The sequence below is a fragment of the Roseburia zhanii genome (genome assembly GCF_014287635.1).
GTDB lineage: Bacteria > Bacillota > Clostridia > Lachnospirales > Lachnospiraceae > Roseburia_B > Roseburia_B zhanii.
Window position 1 is genome coordinate 16597 of sequence record NZ_JACOPH010000016.1, and the last position, 21501, is coordinate 38097.

Sequence of the window (21501 nt, forward strand, 5' to 3'; positions counted from 1 at the left end):
TTATATATTAAAAATATTCTATTTACAGCCTAAGTTTTTTACTTCATTCAAATATTTTTCAATAACTATTTTACGATCAAAAGTCTTCTCGACTTTTCTTCTTCCTGCCAACCCCATCTGTTTTCGCTCTTCTGGCTTCTTTTTTAGGAAAAGTTCAATCTTATCAATTAAATCCTGACTATCTTTCTCCTTAATTACATATCCATTTATACCGTCATCAACAACTTCTCTGCATCCCGAACGATCAGTTGTAATAATAGGTCTTCCACATGCTGCGGACTCAAGCAACACATTACTTAGCCCTTCTGGATAGTATGTTGGATGAATAGTACAACTCATTTTCGCATAGACAGCAGCCATATCTTTAACTAGCCCATGATAAATAATTATACCCTCATCTGTCATTTGCTTAAGTCTGTTTTCATATGCTTGTTCGCAAAATCCGCAAATATGAAATCTCGTTTCCGGATATCTTTCTCTTATTACCTTAGCCGCCTCTAAATACTGGTCAATTCCCTTTTCTTTCATAATACGTGAAACAAAAACAAAATCTATCGTTTCTCCTTTTGGATATTCTGACACAGCATAATTTTGAAGATTTACTCCAGATCCCGGCAGCATATCATATGCTCCATTTACTACGCCTTTACGCAACATAAAATCTCTATTTTCAGTATTTTGAAAAAAAACTTTCTGTGCTTTTCTAAGTCCCAGTTTATACAAATATACCGTTATCATTTGCATAGCTCCAGCATTTTCCACAGCAGTACCTAGTCCTGTAATATTTACCACGTATGGAATATTTAGCCTTGAGCATACAATACCTCCATAGATATTCGGCTTTATTGTATATGTAAAAACAATATCCGGCATCGTCTTTCTGATTATTTTCTTATAATAAGAAATAAGTTCTAACTCTTTAATTGGATTAGTTCCATGTCGCTCTAGCAAATCACACGATATAAATTTGCATCCCATTGCTTCTAATTCATCAACAAATTCACCATATGGAAGGCAGATAATCACTTCATTTTCTTCTAGTAACGCATCTATTAATTCTTTACGGAATTTATACAATCCCACATCATTATTGGCTAATATTAAAATCTTCATCTAATTTTTCTCACGGGACTTCCTACATAAGTTCCTTTCTCCTCAATATCTTTCACTACAACAGCTCCAGCTCCAATAATCGTATTTGGCACAATCTTTTTGCCTTGAATTATCTGTGCCCCTGTTCCTAATTCAGAACATTCTCCGATTTCTACATTGCCAGACACATTGACACTGGGATACATCGTCACAAAATCATTTATTATATCATCATGTCCGAGTGTGCAATCGAGATTTACAATTACATGCTTGCCAATTATTACATCCACAGTAATTATAGTTCCTGCACAAATTATACTTCCTTCACCGACACGAATTCTTTTTGACATTATAACCGAAGGGTCTACTAATGTTGCATATCTAACCTGACTATCCGCAAGCTTATTAATAATCTTCTTTCTAACCTTTGCTGATCCAACTGCACATACTGCATAGACATCTCCTATTTTTTTCAGATATTCACATCCACCCAAAACCGGATATCCATCTTCTTTTGAGCCCCAAATCGACTCATCATCATCTATAAATCCCTTCAAATTCCATTCAAAAGATACATCATTTATTCTTTCTACCAGCCAGGCAACCTCACGCCCAAAGCCACCTGCACCAATAATATACAAATCTTTCATATTTTCTCACCAATAAATTATTTTACAGAATCCCGCATCCCCATAAATTCTTTCATCGTAGCAGAAGTTTCAGAACTGATGCCACTTCTCTTAAACACCACCATCACTGTATCGATCAATATCTTTATATCACCCAGAAATGTAATATGCTTCGTATACCATACATCCATTGCAAATTTGTCTTCCCATGATATTGCATTCCTGCCGTGTGCCTGCGCATAACCGGTCAGTCCGGGTCTGACATCATGCCTATGATGTTGTTCCTCATTATATCGATCAAGATATCTAACTAATAATGGTCTTGGTCCTACAATCGCCATATCTCCTTTAATGATATTAATTAATTCTGGAAGTTCGTCTAAAGAAGTGCTTCTCAAAAATATGCCATACTTATTAAGACGCACCTCGTCTGGAAGAAGTTTACCATCTTGATCCTTGCGATTATTCATTGTCCGAAATTTTATCAGTTTGAATATCCTTTCATCCTTACCTGGTCTTTCTTGTATAAAGAACGGATTTCCTTCCATAAATATTGCTCCTAAAATCATTAAAAAAAGCATCAATGGTGATAACACGATAAGACCAATAAGACTTAAACAAAAATCAATTACTCTTTTAAAACATTTTGCATACATAGATATTATCCCTATTCAAAACAAGCCCTAATGACTTCAATAATCCTATCCTGCTGTTCTGCCGTCATCTTGTTATCACTTGGCAGACACAGACCTCTGTTAAAAATATCCATGCCTATATCAACAGGCAGTCCGTCTTTTTTACTGACTGATCCTTCTATAATATATGCATTCGTTCTTGCCCTTCCATTCCCTTCTCTGGTGACAAAGTCATGCATACGGTAGATTGGCTGCATATGCATCGGTTTCCAGATAGGTCTTCCTTCAGAATTAATGCTTCGGATAGCTTCTAAGATCTCTGTAGGACAGCTTTTTCCATGTTCAGGAATATAGAGTGCATCTTTTTCTCCTCTTACCTGACGGCACATTGCTTCCGGTTCTATGAGCAGACAGCTTAACCAGTGATTTGGTACGCTGTTCTTCTCATCGTATGGATTCATCTTCACTGGCAGATCCCCTAATCCGGCTTTGTATCTTTCATAAATAGCTTTCTTCTGTGCAATATGTTCTTCTAAATATGGTATCTGTCCACGTACAACTCCCGCAATGATATTACTCATCCGGTAGTTATATCCAAGTTCTTCATGCTGGTACCAGCTTGCATTTTCTCTCGCCTGTGTCGACCACTTTCTTACTTTTTTACTGTCTTCCAGACTATTTGTCAAAAAAGCTCCTCCGGCACTTCCGCATATGATTTTATTTCCATTAAATGAAATACAGCCATAATCACCAAAACTTCCTGTCTGCTGCCCTTTATATGTACTTCCCAAACTCTCAGCTGCATCTTCAATGATCTTAGCATCATGTTTTTTAGCAATAGCACGAATCTCATCAATCTTACCCGGAGTCCCATACAGATGTGCCAGATCGATCAATTTTACATCCGGATAAAGTTCAAATGCCTTTTCTAATGCAGCCGGATCCATATTCCATGTATCATATTCCGTATCAATAAATACCGGTATTCCACCTTCATACACAATAGGATTCACTGTTGCATCAAATGTCATATCAGAACAAAACACTCTTTTTCCTGCAAGTGCACCTTTTCCCATTTCACCCCTGCCATACAAATATTCACCCGCAAGTTTTACAGATAAATGAATAGAAGCTGTTCCCGTAGCCAATGCAACTGCATGATCCGTTCCAACCTTTTCTGCTATCTGTGTCTCCACTTCATTAATATTGACACCAATTGTACTCATCCAATTTGTATCATATGCTTCTTGCATATACTGCAGTTCTTCTCCATGCATTGTCGGCGATGCAAGCCATACCTTCTCTTTAAATTTTTCATGCTTTCCGCTTTTGTCAAACACTTTCTTCTTTCTCCTAATCACTAATACTCTTATTTACTTCTTCCGGACATCTAAATGTCGGTACAGCCTGATGCAACGCTTCTTTTGCTTTTATATCATCTCCACTTCCACATGCCTCTTTTAACAGTTTCAATTTCTCGTCAATATCCTCTTCCGGAAGTGCTCTGTCTTTTTCTATAAAAATCATTTCATTTTCTGTCTTATCTAACTCTTCTGTCTTGACTAAAAGTTCTTCATATAACTTTTCGCCCGGTCGCAATCCGGTTTCTATGATCTCAATTCCTGAAATTCCTGATAAACGTATCATGTTCTCAGCAAGGTCTAAAATTTTAATCGGCTTACCCATATCTAGTACGAACAATTCTCCATTTTTCGCCATAGAACCACTCTGGAGCACTAATTGTGCTGCCTCCGGTATCGTCATAAAATAACGGATGATCCGTTTGTCAGTTATAGTAACCGGACCTCCATTTGCGATCTGCCTCTTAAATAGCGGGATCACTGATCCTGCACTTCCTAATACATTACCAAATCTTGTTGCACTGTATTTTACAGTTCCGTGTGTACCTGCACTTTGTACGATCATCTCACACATCCGCTTGGTTGCGCCCATGACATTCGTCGGATTCACGGCTTTATCGGTAGATACCATGATAAAATGTTCTACCTGATATTTTTCGCAGAGTTCCACGACATTTTTAGTACCAAACACATTATTTTCAATAGCTTCAATACAATTATGTTCCATCAGCGGTACATGTTTATGTGCTGCTGCATTGATAACGATCTGTGGATGATACCGCATGAAAACAGCTTCCATTGCCCGGCAATTCGTGATGGATGCAATCTCTATCTGCAGATCGATCTGTTCTCCATAGAGGATCTTTAATTCCTGCTGGATATCATATGCACCATTTTCATAGATATCGAGAATGATCATCTTCTTCGGATGCATTTTTGCTAACTGCCTGCAAAGTTCTGAGCCTATCGACCCTCCGCCTCCGGTGATCAGGATCACTTTATCAGTATAATAATCACTTGTCTGTTCCGATGCTACCACAAGCGGTTTCCGGAACAGCAGATCATCTGTGTCAAAGTCACGCAGATGACGTTTTCCACTTTCTGTATAGACAGTCGGATAATCATAGACTTTTACCTTATATCCGGCATCTTTATAATATTCATATAGTGCCTTTTTTTTATCTGCATCCATATTCGGGATCGCAAAGACAATTTCCTGCACTTCGTGTTCTAATAACCTTGACATGGTCGCTTCATCTTCGGACCATACCGGAATCCCCTGGATCTCCCTGCCGACTTTGTCTTTATTCGTATCGATAAAACATCTCGGTGTATATGCAGAACCGGAATTATTTAACAATTCCTCTGCAAAACTGACTCCAACACGTCCTGCTCCGATGATAGCGATCTTGATTTTCTGTCCTTCTCTGTCATTTCCCCGATCCAGACCGGAAAATGTATGCAGAAGCCACAACAGGATCCTTCCCTGTTTCGTATCACTATTTCCACACTTATATGCATACCGGTACATCATTCGTATAGAAAGTGCTCCTAACAGATTTAAGCTGACGATTGATAATTTTCTGGCAAATGTGATACACCAGACAGGTGGGAAAGTCAGTTCTATGATGACATAAATCCAAAATGCCACTGCATCTGTGCATAGCAGACGAATATAACACTGGATTCCACCATATCTCCAAACTTGTCCATAGATATTTCCAACGAAACGCATCACTTCCACACAAGCCACACACAACAGCGACTGTATGAGCATTCCCTCGATACTGAGATTTTCGATTCCTCCATAGAATCCTAAAAGCAGAACTGCAACGACAGCAAAAACAATCAGATCATAGAGCACTAAGGCCCAGCGTATATGGCTCAGATTATTGATCGTGCCTTTGACATTCCTTGTCAGATTAGATGACATATCTTATATTTGTACCTTTCTATCTATTTTCTCTCGTGATTTATTTTTATCCTGATCACTTTTCGTTCTTATCTCCATAATAAGGTTTATAATAGCCTTGATAATAACCGCCCTTGTAATACCGGTTATAATAACCGCTTTTTTCCACTTTTACCTTATTCAACACCACACCTAAGATCCTGCAGTCTGTTATCTCTAACTGTTTGCGGATATCCTGTACAAAATGATAGCTGCACTTGTTCGCTTCTACAACCAGTACGACACCATCACATTTTGGTGCAATGATCGCTGTATCAATAACAGAACCTAATGGCGGTGTATCGATCAGTATCACATCATACTGTTCTCTGGCAAATGCGATCAGCCGGTCAAAATATTTATTTCCTAATAATTCTGTTGGATTTGGTGTTGTCCTTCCGGCGAAAATAATATCTAAATGTGCAACATTCGTTTGATATACTACTTCTTCTAATTTTGCCTGCCCTGTCAGATAATGGGACAATCCGCGGATACTTCCGCTTTTATTCTTTGCATGATGTCTTCCGACTAAAACGGATTTACGAAGATCAGCATCCACGAGCAATACATTCTTTCCATCTTCTGCTATGGAGCGTCCAAGTTCCATAACTGTAGAACTCTTTCCCTCATCCGGTGTGCAGCTCGTAAATGCAATGATCTGTATATCATCTCCGCAGAAACTGAGATTCGTCCTAAGGGAATTAAATGCTTCTTTTTTTCCATATCCTAATTGCTCAAGTTTTGTAAGTTCAATCTTTGGCTTATCCATCTCTTTCTACCCCTTTCTGATTCCGCAGAATTTTCTTTTTGATTTCTTCTCATGATTGTCTGTTCCACCTTCAAGAGGAATCATAGCAAGTGTATTCATGGACAAATAACGTTCCACATCATCCTGTGTCCGTATAGTATCATCTAAAATATAACGCATTATGATCACTGCTGCTGCTAAAAGCAATCCTAAGATCCCGCCAATTGCAAGATTCTTCATATTATTTGGACTGCTCTGATGATCTGCTGCGATTGCTTCTTCTGCTACTGTCGGTTCATCAATATGCATAATCTCTGAGATCTGCTTTGTTGATACCTTTACGAATTCATTTGCTATATTTTTTGCAATGACCGGATCCGGGTAGGTTGCTGTGATCTGGATAATCCGTGTATTATCTGTATTGATCGTATCGATGCAGTCTAAAAGCTGTTCATAATTTTCTGTTAATTCCAGATTTTTTGCGACTCCTTCCACTACCGGACGGCTCTTAATAAGTTCTTCATAATCTCCTGCAAGGCTGCTTCCCACCTGAAGATCTGAAAGACTTACCATTGTACTCTGGTTTGTCAAAATATATATCTTAGCCGTAGAAGTATACATCGGAGTAAGCAGGCAGAAGCTTATGATCCCTGCAACTACTACACCCGCAACTGTAGCGGCTAATAAAACCGGCAGTCTGTGTAAAAGTACAAAGAATAATTCTGCCAGATCAATCTCCATTTCATCATTTTGTCTGTTGTTCATCTCTAACCCTTTCTTATTCTGTATATTTTATAATATGCAATCATCACTCTGCAGTTGTTTTGGATTTGTATACAACAGCTGATCTAATATATCCTGTGATATTTTTTTCTTTAATGATCTGATACAGTCATCATAAACCGGTGGTCTGCTCTGTGTATCATGGCAGTCACTTCCCAGAAAATGAATCTGTCTCTTTGTGATCATCTTACGCAGACGTGCTGATCTTCTGTCAAACAGATTTCCCATAAGGCTTCCACAGTTGCTCTGCAGACAGCATCCCATCCTAAGAAGCCGGCTGATATTTTCTTCTGAGTCAAACACTTCTTTTACACGCTCCACATGTGCGAGTACCGGATAATATCCATTCTCTAACAATTCATTCATTCCCTCTGACACCACTCGAAAACTCTCATGTGGCAGAAATTCGATCAATACATAACTACTGTCTGCCAATGTCAGTGCATGACCAGATGCAAGTTCCTTTGTGACTTCCGGGCGATATAAGATCTCATTACCTGCCATTACCCGTAAAGAAGGCAGTATCTTTTGCCCGATCTTTTGTGTTTCTTCACAAAGTCTGCGGATCTTATCTGAATCCTGCGGTGTTCTGCCCGGATAATTATGTGGTGTGGCAATAATTGTCTCTACTCCCTGCATAACTGCTGCTCTCAGCATATTTTCTGTCATTTCCCAATCTTTTGAACCATCATCAATTCCAGGCAGAATATGGGTATGAATGTCCGTATATCCCTTTGTTTCCATCTCTGTTCTCCTTTAGTCAATCAATTCCGGCTCTTTTTCATCAATATGATGCTCACGATCACAATGATAAGCATTGCAAGAATTGCATCTGCAACATAAAAGCATCGTATACCACTTTTTATAAACATCTGATACATTGCCTGATAATGAGTTTCCATATCCTGTGCAATATCAGACTGATGTATTACAAGCAGGATTGTCAGTACAGCATTCCAGATCAAAGCGCAGATTCCGGCACCACCCAAATACTGCAATGCGTGTCTGCTGCTCTTATACCAGCTGTATAATATCATCATCAGTATAATGGAAACTGCTGTCATAAGTATTGTCAGTATCACTGTTTTCAGGAAAAGTCTGTTACATAGTTCACGATATTCTGTTACAAAATCCGGATATAAATATCTTGCAGCAAGATTCTCCGATTCTGATACTAACACTGATATACTTGCATCAAGCTCATCTGTACAGGAAATATGGTATGTATCAAGATAATTATAGACCGCCTCTTTGACACCAAATGTCTTGTCAACAGATTTTCCATCCACATAAGTACTAAATGCCCTATATGATCTTTCTTTTTCAAAGAGTTCTTCTGCGATCTCTTCCGGTAAACGATATTCCGCAAATAATTTTTTCTGCTGTGCAAGCATTTCTTCTGCCGCATAAGTTCCATATCCACTTTGACGGATGTCAGTTACAAAAATCCGCCAGTTCATAAATCCGGCTAACAATTCCATTCCCAGGACAGCTGTAAATAATGTAATTGACAGGATCACTGATATCAAAAAACTTTTTCTGGTTCTATGCTGTATCCGATGACTCATTTTCTGACCTCCTCCTTTGTCTCCTGCTCCTTTGTTTTTTCTGCATAGACAAAATAGCGATCTGATCTCATTGTATCTTCTTCTCCAAACGGATAACAGGTATACAGCACTAACTGTTCTTTATCCGAATCAGGTGTTTTGTATTCTGAGGCATCCTTAACCTCCGTTTTGGTAACCTGATATGTATATTGTCCGGATGCTGTCTTAACTGTAACCATATCTCCCTTAGTAACATTTTGTAATGATGCAAATGTTGTAGCATCATGACCTCCTGCAAGGATCACACCGCCTTTGCCCGGAAGGCTGCTTCCCATATATGTACCTGCACCTTTTGTCAGGACTTCATCATTGTCGCCCCAATACAGCGGCACACGAAGATCAACTTTCTCACAGCTGATCTCTCCATATTCATCGCCTGTAACCGGCTGCTTTTCTGCACTGCAGGTTTCATAATCATATTGTGGTGCTCCTGAAAGCCACATATCATTCCATATGCCGTATGTTTTTTGGATCAGTCCGCTTCCGAATGCCGCCATTGCACACATTCCTGCCAGGCTCACAAGAAGAACTGATGCTCCTGAGAATTTTTTCTTTTTATATAAAAAAGGAACCGGGATCACACATATCAAAAGCAAAAGTAAAAATAAAAGACGAACCTCCCCGATAATATACCCTGTATTTTTCACGGGATAATCTGCCTGCATGATAATTCCATCCGTTTCTGAAAGGACGGTCATTTTCCCTTTGATTTTTTCTTCTATCAGCGCATTCCAGTTGTCCTTAGCATCTTCATTCTTTGTGATGTTTATATTAACCTTTGCCTGAGAACCTTCTTGTTTAAGGTCTTCTGCCAGACTCTTCAATTCTTTTTTTTCATCTGATGATGTATCACTTTGCTGATTTAAAATATTTATCAGACTCTCTCTTGCTTCATCTGTATTTGCCGGCACGGTAATTGTTTGCCCATTCTCCTTCTTATTATCTTTCCCGGTTTTTGTATCATCCTTTTCATTACTGTTATCTTTGTGGCTTTCTTCATCACTGTTTGATCCATCTTTATTAATCGGATCCTGTTTGTTTCCTGTATCCTCTTTTTGTTCAGTATTATTCACATTAGGATCCGCAGATTCTGTATTATCTGAATCTGTCCCGCCAACAGGAAGAATATAGCCTTCTGCAACGCCCCTTGCAATATTTGCATTCATCTCTGCAATAGCGGCATTTGCCTGATCTGCCGTCAGATCAATGTCGTCTCTGCAAAGATAAGAGGATAACTGTGAAAGATATTCAGATGCTGCTGTGTATGATTTTCCTTCATATTCAAATGTTCCACTTGCTGCTGCATATACAGAAGCTTCATTGGCATTCATGCCACCTGCCATGCAAGTTGTTGAAACACTGCATATCAAACCAACGCTAAGCAGAAATACTGCTATTTTTGTGTTTTTCATCTGATGGTCTTTTTCCTTTCCCATAATTTATCATATAGTATAACATCATATATCCATATTCTCAAACCAAAAAATCAGATATAAATCTAAAATTTTAGTACAAATTATACATATTTAAAAATTTAAAGTCCGGAAATCCTCCTATCTCATCTTTCAATATACCGTTCAAAAGTTTTGACATACGCATCACATATGTATAATTTACGTTATCTATATATACCTCAAAGTGCGGATTGCTGTAATTCGGACGGAACAGTGCGATCGTACTGCCGTTATGATATACCTCTAAAATAAATATCTCGTCCCGGATGCAGAATTGTATCCGGCTGGCTTTCGTAAAATATCCATTGGCATCTAACACTTTCTTTTCTTTTTCAAGAATATCTATCTGTGTTAACCTAATAGTACTCTTACTGTCTGTCTTCTGTAATGTAATACTTGAATAGTCTTCTGCATATTCTTTTACCGAAAGATCCTCCCATTCATTACAGATCTTGAGGATCATATCATAGAATTCCTGTCGTGTAGCAATTCCATTCCGGACTGCCATTCCCAATTTAAAAAAATTCCGTGATACATCCGAAGCATCTGTAACCACTACAGATTCTTTGCCTGTTTCCGTATAGGACTGCTCGTACTGCAGTGCATTGCGGTCTAAACGGTATACATAATAGCTGTCCGTATGGTCATTTGCCAAAGTTCTCAGATGTGGTAAAACTGTCACTCTGCAGGATGCATATATGCCGCTTCCATCCTGTGCAGCAGCTGTGATCAAAACATCCTTTCCTTCCTTGACTGCTGTCACCATCCCATTGGCATCCACACGTGCGATGCTGTTGTCTGAAGACTTCCAGACAACTCCCTTGTCTGCTGCATTCTGCGGAAATACTGTTGCTGTAAGCTGCTTCGTATGTCCTTCTCTTAAGCTTATATCTGATTCCGATAGTGTGATCTTGTTAACGAGTATCTTCTCTGGCTTTTTTGTATCACTCGGTGATGGTGTATCCTCTGTATTTTGGTTCTGATCCTGTCCATCTGCGTTCTGCTTCTTTTGTATCTTCAAGGTACATACAGCTTTTTTCCCACTTCCATCCTGTGCCTTTGCTGTGATCTTTACAGTACCTTCTGCATATGTTTTTACCACACCTTTTTGGTCTACAGATGCGGTTTTTGGATCAGACGATTCCCATTTTAAAGTCTTTAACGTTGGCTTTGCCGGCTTTAAAGCGGTTTTTATCTTCACTGTTGTTCCCGGTTCTGCCTTCTTTGCCGAAGCGGTAAGAGATATCTTTTTGATTTTTGTAATCTTTTTTGTTACTTTTATTTTACATACCGCTTTTCTGCCACTGCCATCCCTGGCAACAGCTATTATCTTTGCAGTCCCTTTTTTCTTTGCTGTCACTTTGCCGGAAGAAGATACTGTCGCTACAGATTTATTGGAAGTTTTCCATTTTACTGTACGTTTTTTAGCATCTTTTGGCAGGCAGACTGCTTTTAGTTTTACTGTCTTCTTCGGTTTTAATACATAAGTATAGTAATTCAGTTCTATAGATGTAGTTTTTTGATCCGCAGCATCTGCTTCTACCATATCTGTCACAATGATCCATCCAAATATCATTGATATGGCAGTCACTATGATGCATATTTTCTTTATTCTGTATAGGCATTTCATCATGTGTTTTCCTCCACCTATTATCATAGCAAGTTTATCCGGATATGCAATGGCATTTTTTACATATAAACTGTAAAAAAATACATATGATAAAAGCGACTCGTTTTTATCTGCCGTGGCAAATAATAAGAGTCGCTTTTATTTTTTGATCAAATAAAGTTTATTTTATTTTGCAGTATCTGCTTTGTACAAAGCCTGGATCTCATTTGATGATAATGCTGATCCATATACTGTAAAGTTATCGATCATACCTGTAAAGTATTCTCCGCTTCCCCAGGTCGCCTGTCCAATATGGAAGATACTATTTGTTCCAATAGAATCTTCAATCGATGTACTAGCCGGCTTTGTATCTGCTAACACACCATTAACGTATAATTCCGTAGATGTTTCTGCATATACAACATCAATTCTGGTCCATTCACTGCCATTTCTGCTTCCAGTATTCGCTTCATTCACACGACCATTTGCATAACGCTCAACATTAATCTCTGGTTTGTCTAAAATGCCTAAATAGTATTCCTTTTGGTATACTGGTGACTGATCGTCCTTTGATATAAAATATGCCCAACCCGAACCTGCATCTGTCTTGCTGTAATAAGAAATCGTGATTGCTTTCTGACCGGATACAACCGGTTTTCCATCTGTTTTCTTAACATCCAGATAACTGGAATTCTCTAATTTCAATGCACCTGTTCCAAGAAGCTTATCTGTCTTTTCAATAGATACACCATTTCCATTTACAGTTGCTACCGCATTTGTTCCTGTGATCTTGCCATCAACAGCATCCTCATCAAAATCAAATGCCGCTAACACTGTCTTCTCCACTTCTTCAATGGCAATGTTATCGTTTACCTCCTCAAAAGTTGCAGGAAGTTTGATCAATGATACATCTTTTACTGCATCATAGAATTCTGATGCAAGTGCATTATCCATTGTCAATATATACTGATGGTCTTTGTACTCTAATGTAACTATCGATCCATCCTTAGCCAATGTAGCTTTATCAGCTGTAAAGGCAAGAGCCGCACTTGTACCTTTATATTCCAAAGTTGCTGTCTTAGCTGTCATATCAATATTGCTGATCACAGCACTCCTAGCAGCATCTGATCCGGAAGATACAGTTACTTTAATAGAATCATCAGTACGTGTTAATACTGCACTATATGTACCTTCACTGTCTACTGTTATGATTGTTTTCTTATTAGCTTCTGTAGTTACATCGATAGATGCATCGTCTAAAGCTGCAAATGCCTTGAGATTTTCTTTTGTGATCATATTCCATAATGCATCAACAGTCTTTGCTGCTACAAATTCCTGATATTTCTTATATGCGACTTCCATTTCTCTAGCTGTAACATTTCGCTGAATCTTCTCACCATCTGCATCTGTAAAAATAATCTTATAATTTTTAGAATCATCGAAAGTACGTACAGTAACTTCTCCTGCTTCTTTTACTGTTACTGCTATTTCTGCTTTTACACCATTCTTAGCTGTTGCTGTGATCTTTGCTGTTCCAGCTGCTACTGCTGTAATCTTAGCACCTGCTTCTGTTGCTTCTACGGTTGCAACTTTGTCATTATCTGTTGTCCAGGTAATTGTCTTATCTGTTGCATTTTCCGGTGCTACTGTTGCTGTAACATTTGCAAGTTCTGTTCTTCCAAGTACTAATCTTACTTTTTCCGGATCAACTGTCACACTTGTTACATCTACTGTTTCCGGTGTTGGTGTTGGTGCCGGTGTTGGGTTTGGTGCCGGTGTTGGTGCCGGTGTTGGGTTTGGTGCCGGTGTTGCTACTGTCACACTACATGATGCACTCTTAGCACCGGAATCAGATGCAACTGCTGTGATCGTTGCTGCACCATCTGCTACTGCTGTTACAACTCCGTTTGCATTTACAGTAGCCACATCACTGTCTGAGGAATACCAGTATACTTTCTTTCCTGCTGCTTTTGCCGGGTTTACAGTTGCTGTTAATGTAGCTGTCTCACTTGGTTTTAAGGAAAGGCTTGTCTGATCTAAAGTTACACTCTTTGCTACTGTAATTTTTTTCTTTACAGTAACCTTGATCTTTGCCTTTTTGCCACCTGCAGCTGCTGTCATTGTAATAGTTGCTTTTCCTGGTTTTTTAGCTGTAATCTTACCTTTTTTGTCTACAGTTGCAACTTTTTTATTACTTGTTGTAAAGATCATCTGCTTATTGGCATCTCCAGGTGTCACTCCATATTTGATCGTTACTTTTTTGCCCTTCTGCATTACAATGCTCTTTGCTGTCTGAATAGATGTTGCTGCCTGCACAACGGTGATCTTACATTTTGCTTTTGCTTTAGGATTCGTTGCGGATACTACTGTAATGGTTGCATTACCGATACTCTTACCGGTAACTTTTCCCTTTGCTGTTACAGTTGCTACATCTGGATTACTGGATGTATAGGTTACTTTCTTAGAAGCTTTTTTCGGCTGTACCGCTTTTACTTTCAACGTTACGCTCTTTCCTACACCAACAATCTGTTTTGTTGTGCTTAATGTGATTTTCTTAGCATTTGCTGCTGCCTGTACATCTGTTGGGGAAACAACAATGCTGCTGACTGCCAATACACACACTAAGATGAGTGCCGACAGTCTTCTGATTGGATTCTTTTTCATCAATCAGACCTCCTTTTGTATAATATATTTACATAATCTAATCTTATATATTTTTCCTATAATTGTCAATATGAACCCCGGCATTTTCCTGCATTTTGAAATATGTGTAAAAATATGATGATTATTTGTAATAAAACAACAAACAGGAGATGTCTGCTTTTCTTTCTGAGCGAAAAAAACTGCTGCAAAAGTAAATTAACCATCTACTTTTGCAACAGTTTCGTTTCTAATATGTATAATGCCGGCAGCGGGACTTGAACCCGCACGTAGTTGCCTACAACAGATTTTGAGTCTGCCTCGTCTGCCATTCCGACACGCCGGCAAATCGTCCGGTCAAACCGGACAGGTAGTATAATAACATAACCTCTCACAAAATACAAGTACTTTTCTTCAAAGGTTTTATATCTCCGTCTTAAATTTTAAAAAGATGCTATTTAGGATCTTTCATATTTTTCAAGATATCAAAGCAGTCAAATGTTGCAAAATAATCTTTTGGTGTTTCCGCACGACGGATCAGTTCAAAACTTCCATCTTCTTTTAACAGGATCTCTGCGGATTTTAATTTTCCATTATAATTATATCCCATGGAATAACCATGTGCACCTGTATCATGGATCACTAACAGATCTCCCATGTCGATTTTCGGCAGCATACGGTCAATGGCAAATTTATCATTATTCTCACAAAGGGAACCTGTAATGTCATATTTATGGTCACACACACTGTTGTCTTTTCCCATAACAGTAATATGGTGATATGCTCCATACATTGCCGGGCGCATCAGATTGACAGCACATGCATCAACACCGATATATTCTTTATATGTATGTTTCTCATGGATCGCTTTTGTTACCAGACATCCATAAGGTCCCATCATAAAACGCCCCATCTCTGTGTAGATCGCAACATCCCCTAAACCTGCCGGTACTAAAACTTCTTCATAGACTTTGCGGACACCTTCTCCGATCGCACGGATATCATTCGGCTTCTGATCCGGTGTATAAGGAATACCTACACCACCTGATAAATTGATAAAACGGATATCACAGCCGGTTGCCTCTTTTAACTCGACAACTGTTTCAAATAATGTTTTTGCCAGTGTCGGATAATAGTCATTGGTTACGGTATTACTTGCAAGGAATGCATGAATACCAAAACGTTTTGCTCCTTTTTCTTTTAAGATCTTAAAGCCTTCAAACAACTGCTCTTTGGTAAATCCGTATTTTGCATCTCCCGGATTGTCCATGATGCTGTTACTGATCTTAAACACTCCACCCGGATTGAAACGGCAGCTGATCGTTTCCGGAATTTTTCCGATCGTTTTTTCCAAGAAATCTATATGTGTAAAATCATCTAAATTGATCGTTGCACCGATCTTATCTGCAAAAGCAAATTCCTCTGCCGGTGTATCATTTGAAGAAAACATGATCTCCTCACCGGAAAAACCGAGTGCATCTGACATCATAAGTTCTGTCATGGAAGAACAGTCACATCCACATCCATACTCCTTTAAAATATTGATCAGAAATGGATTTGGTGTTGCTTTTACGGCAAAATATTCACGGAAACCCTTATTCCATGCAAACGCTTCTTTGACTGCTTTTGCATTTTCCCGGATTCCTTTCTCATCATATAAATAAAACGGTGTCGGATATTTTGCTACGATCTCCTGTAATTTTTCATAAGTTACGAATGGTTCTTTCATGCTATTTTTCTCCCTTCATAAGCTGTATTAACTGTATTTCATTGCGCATGGAATCCTTAAAAACCTGTACAAAATTCTGTTGTCCGGAATACAGGCAGGTACTTTCTCCACCATTACCGATCTCTCCGGTAAGCACATTGGTAGAATCCGTGATCACGCCGATCTGTCTGCCTTTGTCCTCTGACTGATAACAGACAGCACCCGGCATATCTAACTTTGCATCTGTAATGATGACTACTTTTTTACCTTCTGAAACCGCTGTACGGATCTCATTTTCAAAAATATGGACACAGTTTTTTGTCATGGATAAATAGATCCTTTTTTCGGACTGTGCGATCATATTTTTTACTTTGTTACGGATATGTGCATCACCTGTGATCGTTAAATACCCTTCGGCTTCTTTTTTCTGCTTCGGCATGTATTCCTTAAGCTGCATCTTCATTTCCTCAAGCAGACGGATCTTATTTGCACAAAATTCTTCTGCTTCTACCGCATGATATCTGACTGCGGTCCCTTCAGTTGTATATGCAGCTCCTTTATCAACTAACCCCGCCAACGCATTATAGGCATTAGATCGTGAGATGCCAGTCTGCTTTGAAGCTTCATAACCTGTCATTTCACCATTTTCTGCAAGACACAGATAGATAGCTGCCTCCTGCCTTGTCATGCCAAAACACATCAGCTTTTCAATTAACTGATTGTTATCCATGTTCTTTCCCCTCAGTAGTAGTACTATCTAGGAATACTATATAGGTTTTCTAAGTGCTTGTCAACTCAAAAAACCTGCTGCACCAAAAACATATATAAAACTGTCCCTGCACCGATGCTCAAAAGATTATTCCGTTTCCATACATGCAAAACGATCACCACAACTGCGGCGATCAGTTCCGGCAGTCCATACGGATACCGAAATACACTGACGGATTTAAAACAATAAATGATCAGCATTCCGATAACTGCCGGTGGTAATACTTTTCCAAGATACTGTACCATCGGTGGAATCTCTTTTCCTTTTGGGAAAAGCAGAAATGGGATCGCCCTCGTTGCAAATGTCGTTGCTGCAACTGCTATGATAATAAGTAAAGACCGTCCTGTACTAACCGGCATGATTTACCGCCTCCTTTTTTTCATCCTCTGCAATATACTTTCTTCCTGCGATCAGGCAGACCATGATACAGATCATAGATGGCAGGATAAAATTATCACTGCCGCAGATCAGCCGAAGCAGCAATGCCGCACAGATTCCGATCATTGCCGGGATCCTGTTGCCGCCGGCTAACCACTGTTCGACGAAAATAACAATAAATAATGCTGTCATGGCAAAATCGATCCCTTCTGCATCAAATGGGATCAACGCTCCTGCTAAGGCTCCTATCGCAGAACCAACGACCCAGTAGATCTGGTCTAATAAAGCGATTGCAAATAAAAATTTATCCTCTGCCACATCTTTTGGCACTTTCGTAATAAAAAACAGGGAATACGTTTCATCTGTCAGTGAAAAGATCATATACAAACGCTTTTTTCCCATTTTTCCAAAACGTTCTAACAAAGACAGTCCGTAAAAAATATGGCGGACATTCACCATAAATGTCATAAAGACCACATCTAAAAAACTGACCCCAGGTGCAAAAAAATTGACTGCAAGATACTGTCCGCTTCCTGCATAGACTAGCACACTCATCAGTATCGCCCAGAGAAAATTATAACCTTTTTCCTGATACATGACTCCAAATGCGATCCCGATAAACAGATATCCTGTCATAACCGGTATCGTAAACGGGAAAGCCGTCTGAAAAGCCCTGATATATCCATTCTTTTTTAATTGTTTCATTTCTAATCCCTCTTTTTTTGTCATACACAGATATTGTTCTGCCCTTTATGGGCTTTCTGTGAACTGTAACCCACTCTACACCAGTCATTTTTGAAATTCAATCTTTTTTTTGAAAATTGCTTCCCTTTGTCGATAAATATGTTATACTGTATATGTATGTAAACATTTTGTTACTGTTCAGAATACGATTTTAAAGGAGCGTACAGTGATCATGACAAATATTTCAGCACTTGATGCTTTAAATGCTGCTCTTGCAGCTTCAGATACAGTCAAAGAACAGGCGGCTGCTTCTAATGATACGACGATTGATTTTTCTTCCTATTTAAAATCAAGTAAGAATCTCGACGAGATCTATCAGGAGGCATCACAGACTTATGGTGTTTCTGTCGATCTGTTAAAAGCTATGACAAAACAGGAATCGAATTTCAATCCAAATGCAACCAGCCGAAGCGGTGCACAGGGACTGATGCAGCTTATGCCTGCAACTGCTGCAGGACTTGGCGTAACAGATGCTTATAATCCATATCAGAATATCATGGGTGGTGCAAAATATATCCGCCAGATGTTAGATAAATACAACGGCAACGTATCACTTGCCCTTGCCGCATATAATGCCGGCAGTAATAATGTTGATAAATATGGCGGTATTCCACCGTTTGCAGAAACACAGAATTATGTAGCCAAGATCACCGGTTACTTACAGGAAGGTGTAACCATACCGGATACTGATACCGTCTATGCGGCTAATTCTTCTGTAAATGGAAGTGATACTGTCACTTATCAGGATCTCAATGAATTTGCCGGTGATATTTTAACAGAGATTTTTTCTTATGAAGACTATATGAAATATCTTTCTTCCTTATTAGGACAGGATAAGATGGCACTTTCCCTTTCCGTAACTTCTGTGGATACCGAAGAACAGGAAGCATCCGATGAGGACAGCATAGATGCTATCCCATCAGATACATACCTTGCTTATCAGGATATGACACAGACACCTGCAATAAATATTATTACATCAGATGATATAAAAAACGACGTTTGATCTCTCAAACGCCGTTTTTTTAATCTATGATCTCTAATACTTTTTTCTTTAGATCTTCTGCTGCTGCACCGACATCTTCCTGTGCAAAGATTCCACTGACTACTGCTGCGCCTTTTGCTCCAAGCCCTTTAAGCTGTAAGATATTTTCTCCATTGATCCCTCCGATCGCTACCACAGGGATCTTCACGCTATGACAGATTTCAGAAAAGATCTGATGCTCTAGTGCCTTTGCATCTAATTTCGTTCCGCTTCCAAAAACTGCTCCACTTCCAATATAATCTGCTCCTGCTGTCTCTGCCGCTTCTGCCTGTGCAACGGTACGTGCAGTCACACCGATGATCTTATCCTCTCCTAAGATCTCCCGTACTTTTGCGATCTGCATATCACCCTGTCCTACATGTACTCCATCAGCGTCCATTTCTTTTGCAATTTCCACATTGTCATTGATGATAAGCGGAACATGGTATCTATGACACAGTTCTTTTAATTCTACTGCCTCCTGTAAAAATGCATCATGATCTAACTGCTTTTCCCGTAACTGTAAACAGGTCACACCACCTTTTAATGCCGCTTCTACCTGTTCATACAATGTTTTTCCATGCAGCCAGCTTCTGTCTGTCACTCCATAAAGCCTTAACTGTTCTTCTGTACAATTCATTTGCCATTCTCTCCTATATGAAACACCTGTAAAATAAAAACCTGCATACTAACATCTTCCGATGCTAACTATGCAGGAATCAAATAAGCTGGCAACGGGAATCGAACCCGTGACCTCCGCACTACCAATGCGACGCTCTACCGACTGAGCCATGCCAGCACTGCTGAATTGCTTCAACGCATACCATCATACTATAGCTTTTCCTTTTTGTCAACAATTCCCCTTTTAATTTTTTCAGAAAATTTCCAAAAAAGAACTTGACTTTTTATCCTTATAGCTGTATTATATTTTTTGTCAGTTTGAGCAGGAATGGCGGAATTGGCAGACGCGCAGGCTTCAGGTGCCTGTGGCAGCAATGTCGTGAGGGTTCAAGTCCCTTTTCCTGCATGATAAAATCACTTCATAGTTTACTATGAAGTGATTTTTTTATGATAAAGATCCGGGTGTCAAAATGTGGCTCACAACTTCATGACTGGCAGATTGCGCAAAGCCGAAACTGTCTTTGTGACTTTGGAAGAAAATTAGTAAATCTTAGTCTGCCTGTTCATATACAGTGTTTTGCTGCCATGGACGGCAGCAAAAGTCTTAATGCCCCATGGACGGGGCGTTTAAGACGCACACGTCACTTTGTCGCAACCTAATTCAGGCAGACTTAGATTTTCTTATTTTCGTACAACGAAACAAAAACAGTTTCGGCTTTGTGCAATCTGCCAATCAAAAACTTAAAGCCACATTTTGACACCCGAATCTACTATTTTCTATAAACCAATCCCCACGAACTCTTTCAATGTCTGTGCTGATCGTTTCAGATCTTCTATTTCTTCCTCGCTTAAGTCGATCGGAACTCTTGTTTCTATTCCATATTTTCCAACGATCGCAGGCATACTGAGTACAACATCCTCGATCCCATATTCCCCATGCATCATCGAAGATACCGGTAAAATGGATTTTTCATCCCGAATGATAACTTCACAGATACGCCTGACGGCTGATGCAATCCCATAATAAGTTGCTTTCTTTTTCTGGATGATCTCATATGCACTGTTCTTCACATTCTCTGCAATCTGTCTCGTATTTGCCTCGTGATTATAATGCCCGCGCATTTCACAGAATTCACTTAATGCAATACCCGATACATTTGCACTGCTGAACGCAGCGATCTCACTGTCGCCATGTTCCCCTATGATAAATGCATGGATACTGCGGCTGTCCACGCTAAGATGCTCACTCAATTCATATTTTAACCGTGCCGTATCAAGCACCGTTCCCGATCCTATGACACGGTTTTCTGTAAAACCGGACAATTTTATTGCTGTATACGTTAAAATATCCACAGGATTAGATACGATCAGTAAGATCCCAGCACAGTTCCGCTTTGCAATTTCCGGTATGATCGACCGGAAAATAGCAACATTCTTATGCACTAAATCTAATCTTGTTTCGTCCGGTTTCTGATTCGCCCCCGCTGTGATAATGATAATCGCAGCATCCACGATATCATCATATGTTCCTGCATAGATTTTCATATGTCTTGAAAATGGAACTCCATGGCTGATATCTAATGCTTCTCCTTCTGCCCTGTCCATATCTGCATCGATCAGTACGATTTCTGAAAACAATCCGCTCTGCATCAGACTAAAAGCTGTAGCCGAACCAACGAATCCGCATCCGATCACTGCTGCTTTCCGCAGGTTCACCTGTTCTTTTCTGTTCTCCCGATTCATTTTTC

Annotated in this window: 19 protein-coding genes and 3 tRNA genes; 2 read left to right on the forward strand and 20 right to left on the reverse strand. The window is 39.4% G+C overall.

Annotation, left to right across the window (positions count from 1 at the left end; all coding sequences use genetic code 11):
- Positions 1 to 18: 18 nt before the first annotated feature.
- The 17 genes from H8S17_RS13735 to H8S17_RS13815 all read right to left on the reverse strand — a co-directional run bounded on the left by H8S17_RS13735 (position 19) and on the right by H8S17_RS13815 (position 18069).
- Positions 19 to 1113, reverse strand: a complete 1095-nt coding sequence (locus H8S17_RS13735) for a glycosyltransferase family 4 protein (protein ID WP_186867660.1) — start codon at positions 1111 to 1113, stop codon at positions 19 to 21.
- On the reverse strand, positions 1110 to 1742 hold the full coding sequence (locus H8S17_RS13740; RefSeq protein WP_186867661.1) for an acetyltransferase: 633 nt from the start codon (positions 1740 to 1742) through the stop codon (positions 1110 to 1112). Before H8S17_RS13740 ends, H8S17_RS13735 begins: the two co-directional genes overlap by 4 nt.
- Positions 1743 to 1759: 17 nt before the next feature.
- On the reverse strand, positions 1760 to 2377 hold the full coding sequence (locus H8S17_RS13745; protein ID WP_186867662.1) for a sugar transferase: 618 nt from the start codon (positions 2375 to 2377) through the stop codon (positions 1760 to 1762).
- Positions 2378 to 2388: 11 nt separating this feature from the next.
- Positions 2389 to 3696 (reverse strand): DegT/DnrJ/EryC1/StrS family aminotransferase, encoded by a 1308-nt coding sequence (locus H8S17_RS13750; protein ID WP_330595795.1) that lies wholly within the window; start codon positions 3694 to 3696, stop codon positions 2389 to 2391.
- 13 nt (positions 3697 to 3709) lie between these two features.
- The gene (locus H8S17_RS13755; protein ID WP_186867663.1) at positions 3710 to 5650 is read right to left on the reverse strand and encodes a polysaccharide biosynthesis protein; all 1941 of its coding nucleotides are present in this window, start codon (positions 5648 to 5650) and stop codon (positions 3710 to 3712) included.
- 55 nt (positions 5651 to 5705) lie between these two features.
- Positions 5706 to 6437, reverse strand: coding sequence for a CpsD/CapB family tyrosine-protein kinase (locus tag H8S17_RS13760; RefSeq protein WP_186867664.1), 732 nt, complete (start codon positions 6435 to 6437; stop codon positions 5706 to 5708).
- Positions 6438 to 6443: 6 nt separating this feature from the next.
- A complete protein-coding gene (locus H8S17_RS13765; RefSeq protein WP_186867665.1) occupies positions 6444 to 7181 on the reverse strand; it encodes a YveK family protein in 738 nt (245 codons plus the stop codon).
- 27 nt (positions 7182 to 7208) lie between these two features.
- Positions 7209 to 7943, reverse strand: a complete 735-nt coding sequence (locus tag H8S17_RS13770; protein ID WP_186867666.1) for a CpsB/CapC family capsule biosynthesis tyrosine phosphatase — start codon at positions 7941 to 7943, stop codon at positions 7209 to 7211.
- 20 nt (positions 7944 to 7963) lie between these two features.
- A complete protein-coding gene (locus H8S17_RS13775) occupies positions 7964 to 8767 on the reverse strand; it encodes a hypothetical protein (RefSeq protein ID WP_186867667.1) in 804 nt (267 codons plus the stop codon).
- A complete protein-coding gene (locus tag H8S17_RS13780) occupies positions 8764 to 10218 on the reverse strand; it encodes a class D sortase (RefSeq protein ID WP_186867668.1) in 1455 nt (484 codons plus the stop codon). Before H8S17_RS13780 ends, H8S17_RS13775 begins: the two co-directional genes overlap by 4 nt.
- A gap of 94 nt (positions 10219 to 10312) precedes the next feature.
- Positions 10313 to 11893 carry an Ig-like domain-containing protein gene (locus H8S17_RS13785; RefSeq protein WP_186867669.1) on the reverse strand — a complete coding sequence of 527 codons (1581 nt, stop codon included), beginning with the start codon at positions 11891 to 11893 and terminating at the stop codon, positions 10313 to 10315.
- Positions 11894 to 12055: 162 nt separating this feature from the next.
- Positions 12056 to 14533: an Ig-like domain-containing protein gene (locus H8S17_RS13790; RefSeq protein WP_186867670.1), complete on the reverse strand. Its 2478-nt coding sequence runs from the start codon at positions 14531 to 14533 to the stop codon at positions 12056 to 12058.
- A 239-nt stretch (positions 14534 to 14772) separates the two neighbouring features.
- A tRNA-Leu gene (locus H8S17_RS13795) sits at positions 14773 to 14855 on the reverse strand.
- Positions 14856 to 14963: 108 nt separating this feature from the next.
- Positions 14964 to 16238: a diaminopimelate decarboxylase gene (locus tag H8S17_RS13800; protein ID WP_186867671.1), complete on the reverse strand. Its 1275-nt coding sequence runs from the start codon at positions 16236 to 16238 to the stop codon at positions 14964 to 14966.
- A 1-nt stretch (position 16239) separates the two neighbouring features.
- Positions 16240 to 16947: a TrmB family transcriptional regulator gene (locus H8S17_RS13805; RefSeq protein ID WP_186867672.1), complete on the reverse strand. Its 708-nt coding sequence runs from the start codon at positions 16945 to 16947 to the stop codon at positions 16240 to 16242.
- Between the two features lie 65 nt (positions 16948 to 17012).
- On the reverse strand, positions 17013 to 17345 hold the full coding sequence (locus tag H8S17_RS13810) for a branched-chain amino acid transporter permease (protein WP_186867673.1): 333 nt from the start codon (positions 17343 to 17345) through the stop codon (positions 17013 to 17015).
- Entirely contained in the window at positions 17335 to 18069 is a 735-nt protein-coding gene (locus H8S17_RS13815) for an AzlC family ABC transporter permease (RefSeq protein ID WP_186867674.1), read from the reverse strand. The genes H8S17_RS13810 and H8S17_RS13815 overlap by 11 nt, the downstream gene beginning before the upstream one ends.
- Before the next feature lie 211 nt (positions 18070 to 18280).
- Here H8S17_RS13815 and H8S17_RS16780 point away from each other — a divergent pair, with 211 nt between their 5' ends.
- Entirely contained in the window at positions 18281 to 19114 is an 834-nt protein-coding gene (locus tag H8S17_RS16780; RefSeq protein ID WP_186867675.1) for a lytic transglycosylase domain-containing protein, read from the forward strand.
- Positions 19115 to 19133: 19 nt separating this feature from the next.
- Here H8S17_RS16780 and thiE read toward each other — a convergent pair whose 3' ends face one another.
- Together thiE and H8S17_RS13830 are read right to left on the reverse strand one after the other, a co-directional pair.
- Positions 19134 to 19772 (reverse strand): thiamine phosphate synthase, encoded by a 639-nt coding sequence (gene thiE / locus H8S17_RS13825; protein WP_186867676.1) that lies wholly within the window; start codon positions 19770 to 19772, stop codon positions 19134 to 19136.
- Positions 19773 to 19858: 86 nt separating this feature from the next.
- A tRNA-Thr gene (locus tag H8S17_RS13830) sits at positions 19859 to 19931 on the reverse strand.
- 144 nt (positions 19932 to 20075) lie between these two features.
- Here H8S17_RS13830 and H8S17_RS13835 point away from each other — a divergent pair.
- Positions 20076 to 20159, forward strand: a tRNA-Leu gene (locus tag H8S17_RS13835).
- A 371-nt stretch (positions 20160 to 20530) separates the two neighbouring features.
- Here H8S17_RS13835 and H8S17_RS13840 read toward each other — a convergent pair.
- On the reverse strand, positions 20531 to 21496 hold the full coding sequence (locus H8S17_RS13840; protein ID WP_186867677.1) for an L-lactate dehydrogenase: 966 nt from the start codon (positions 21494 to 21496) through the stop codon (positions 20531 to 20533).
- Between the last annotated feature and the right edge of the window lie 5 nt (positions 21497 to 21501).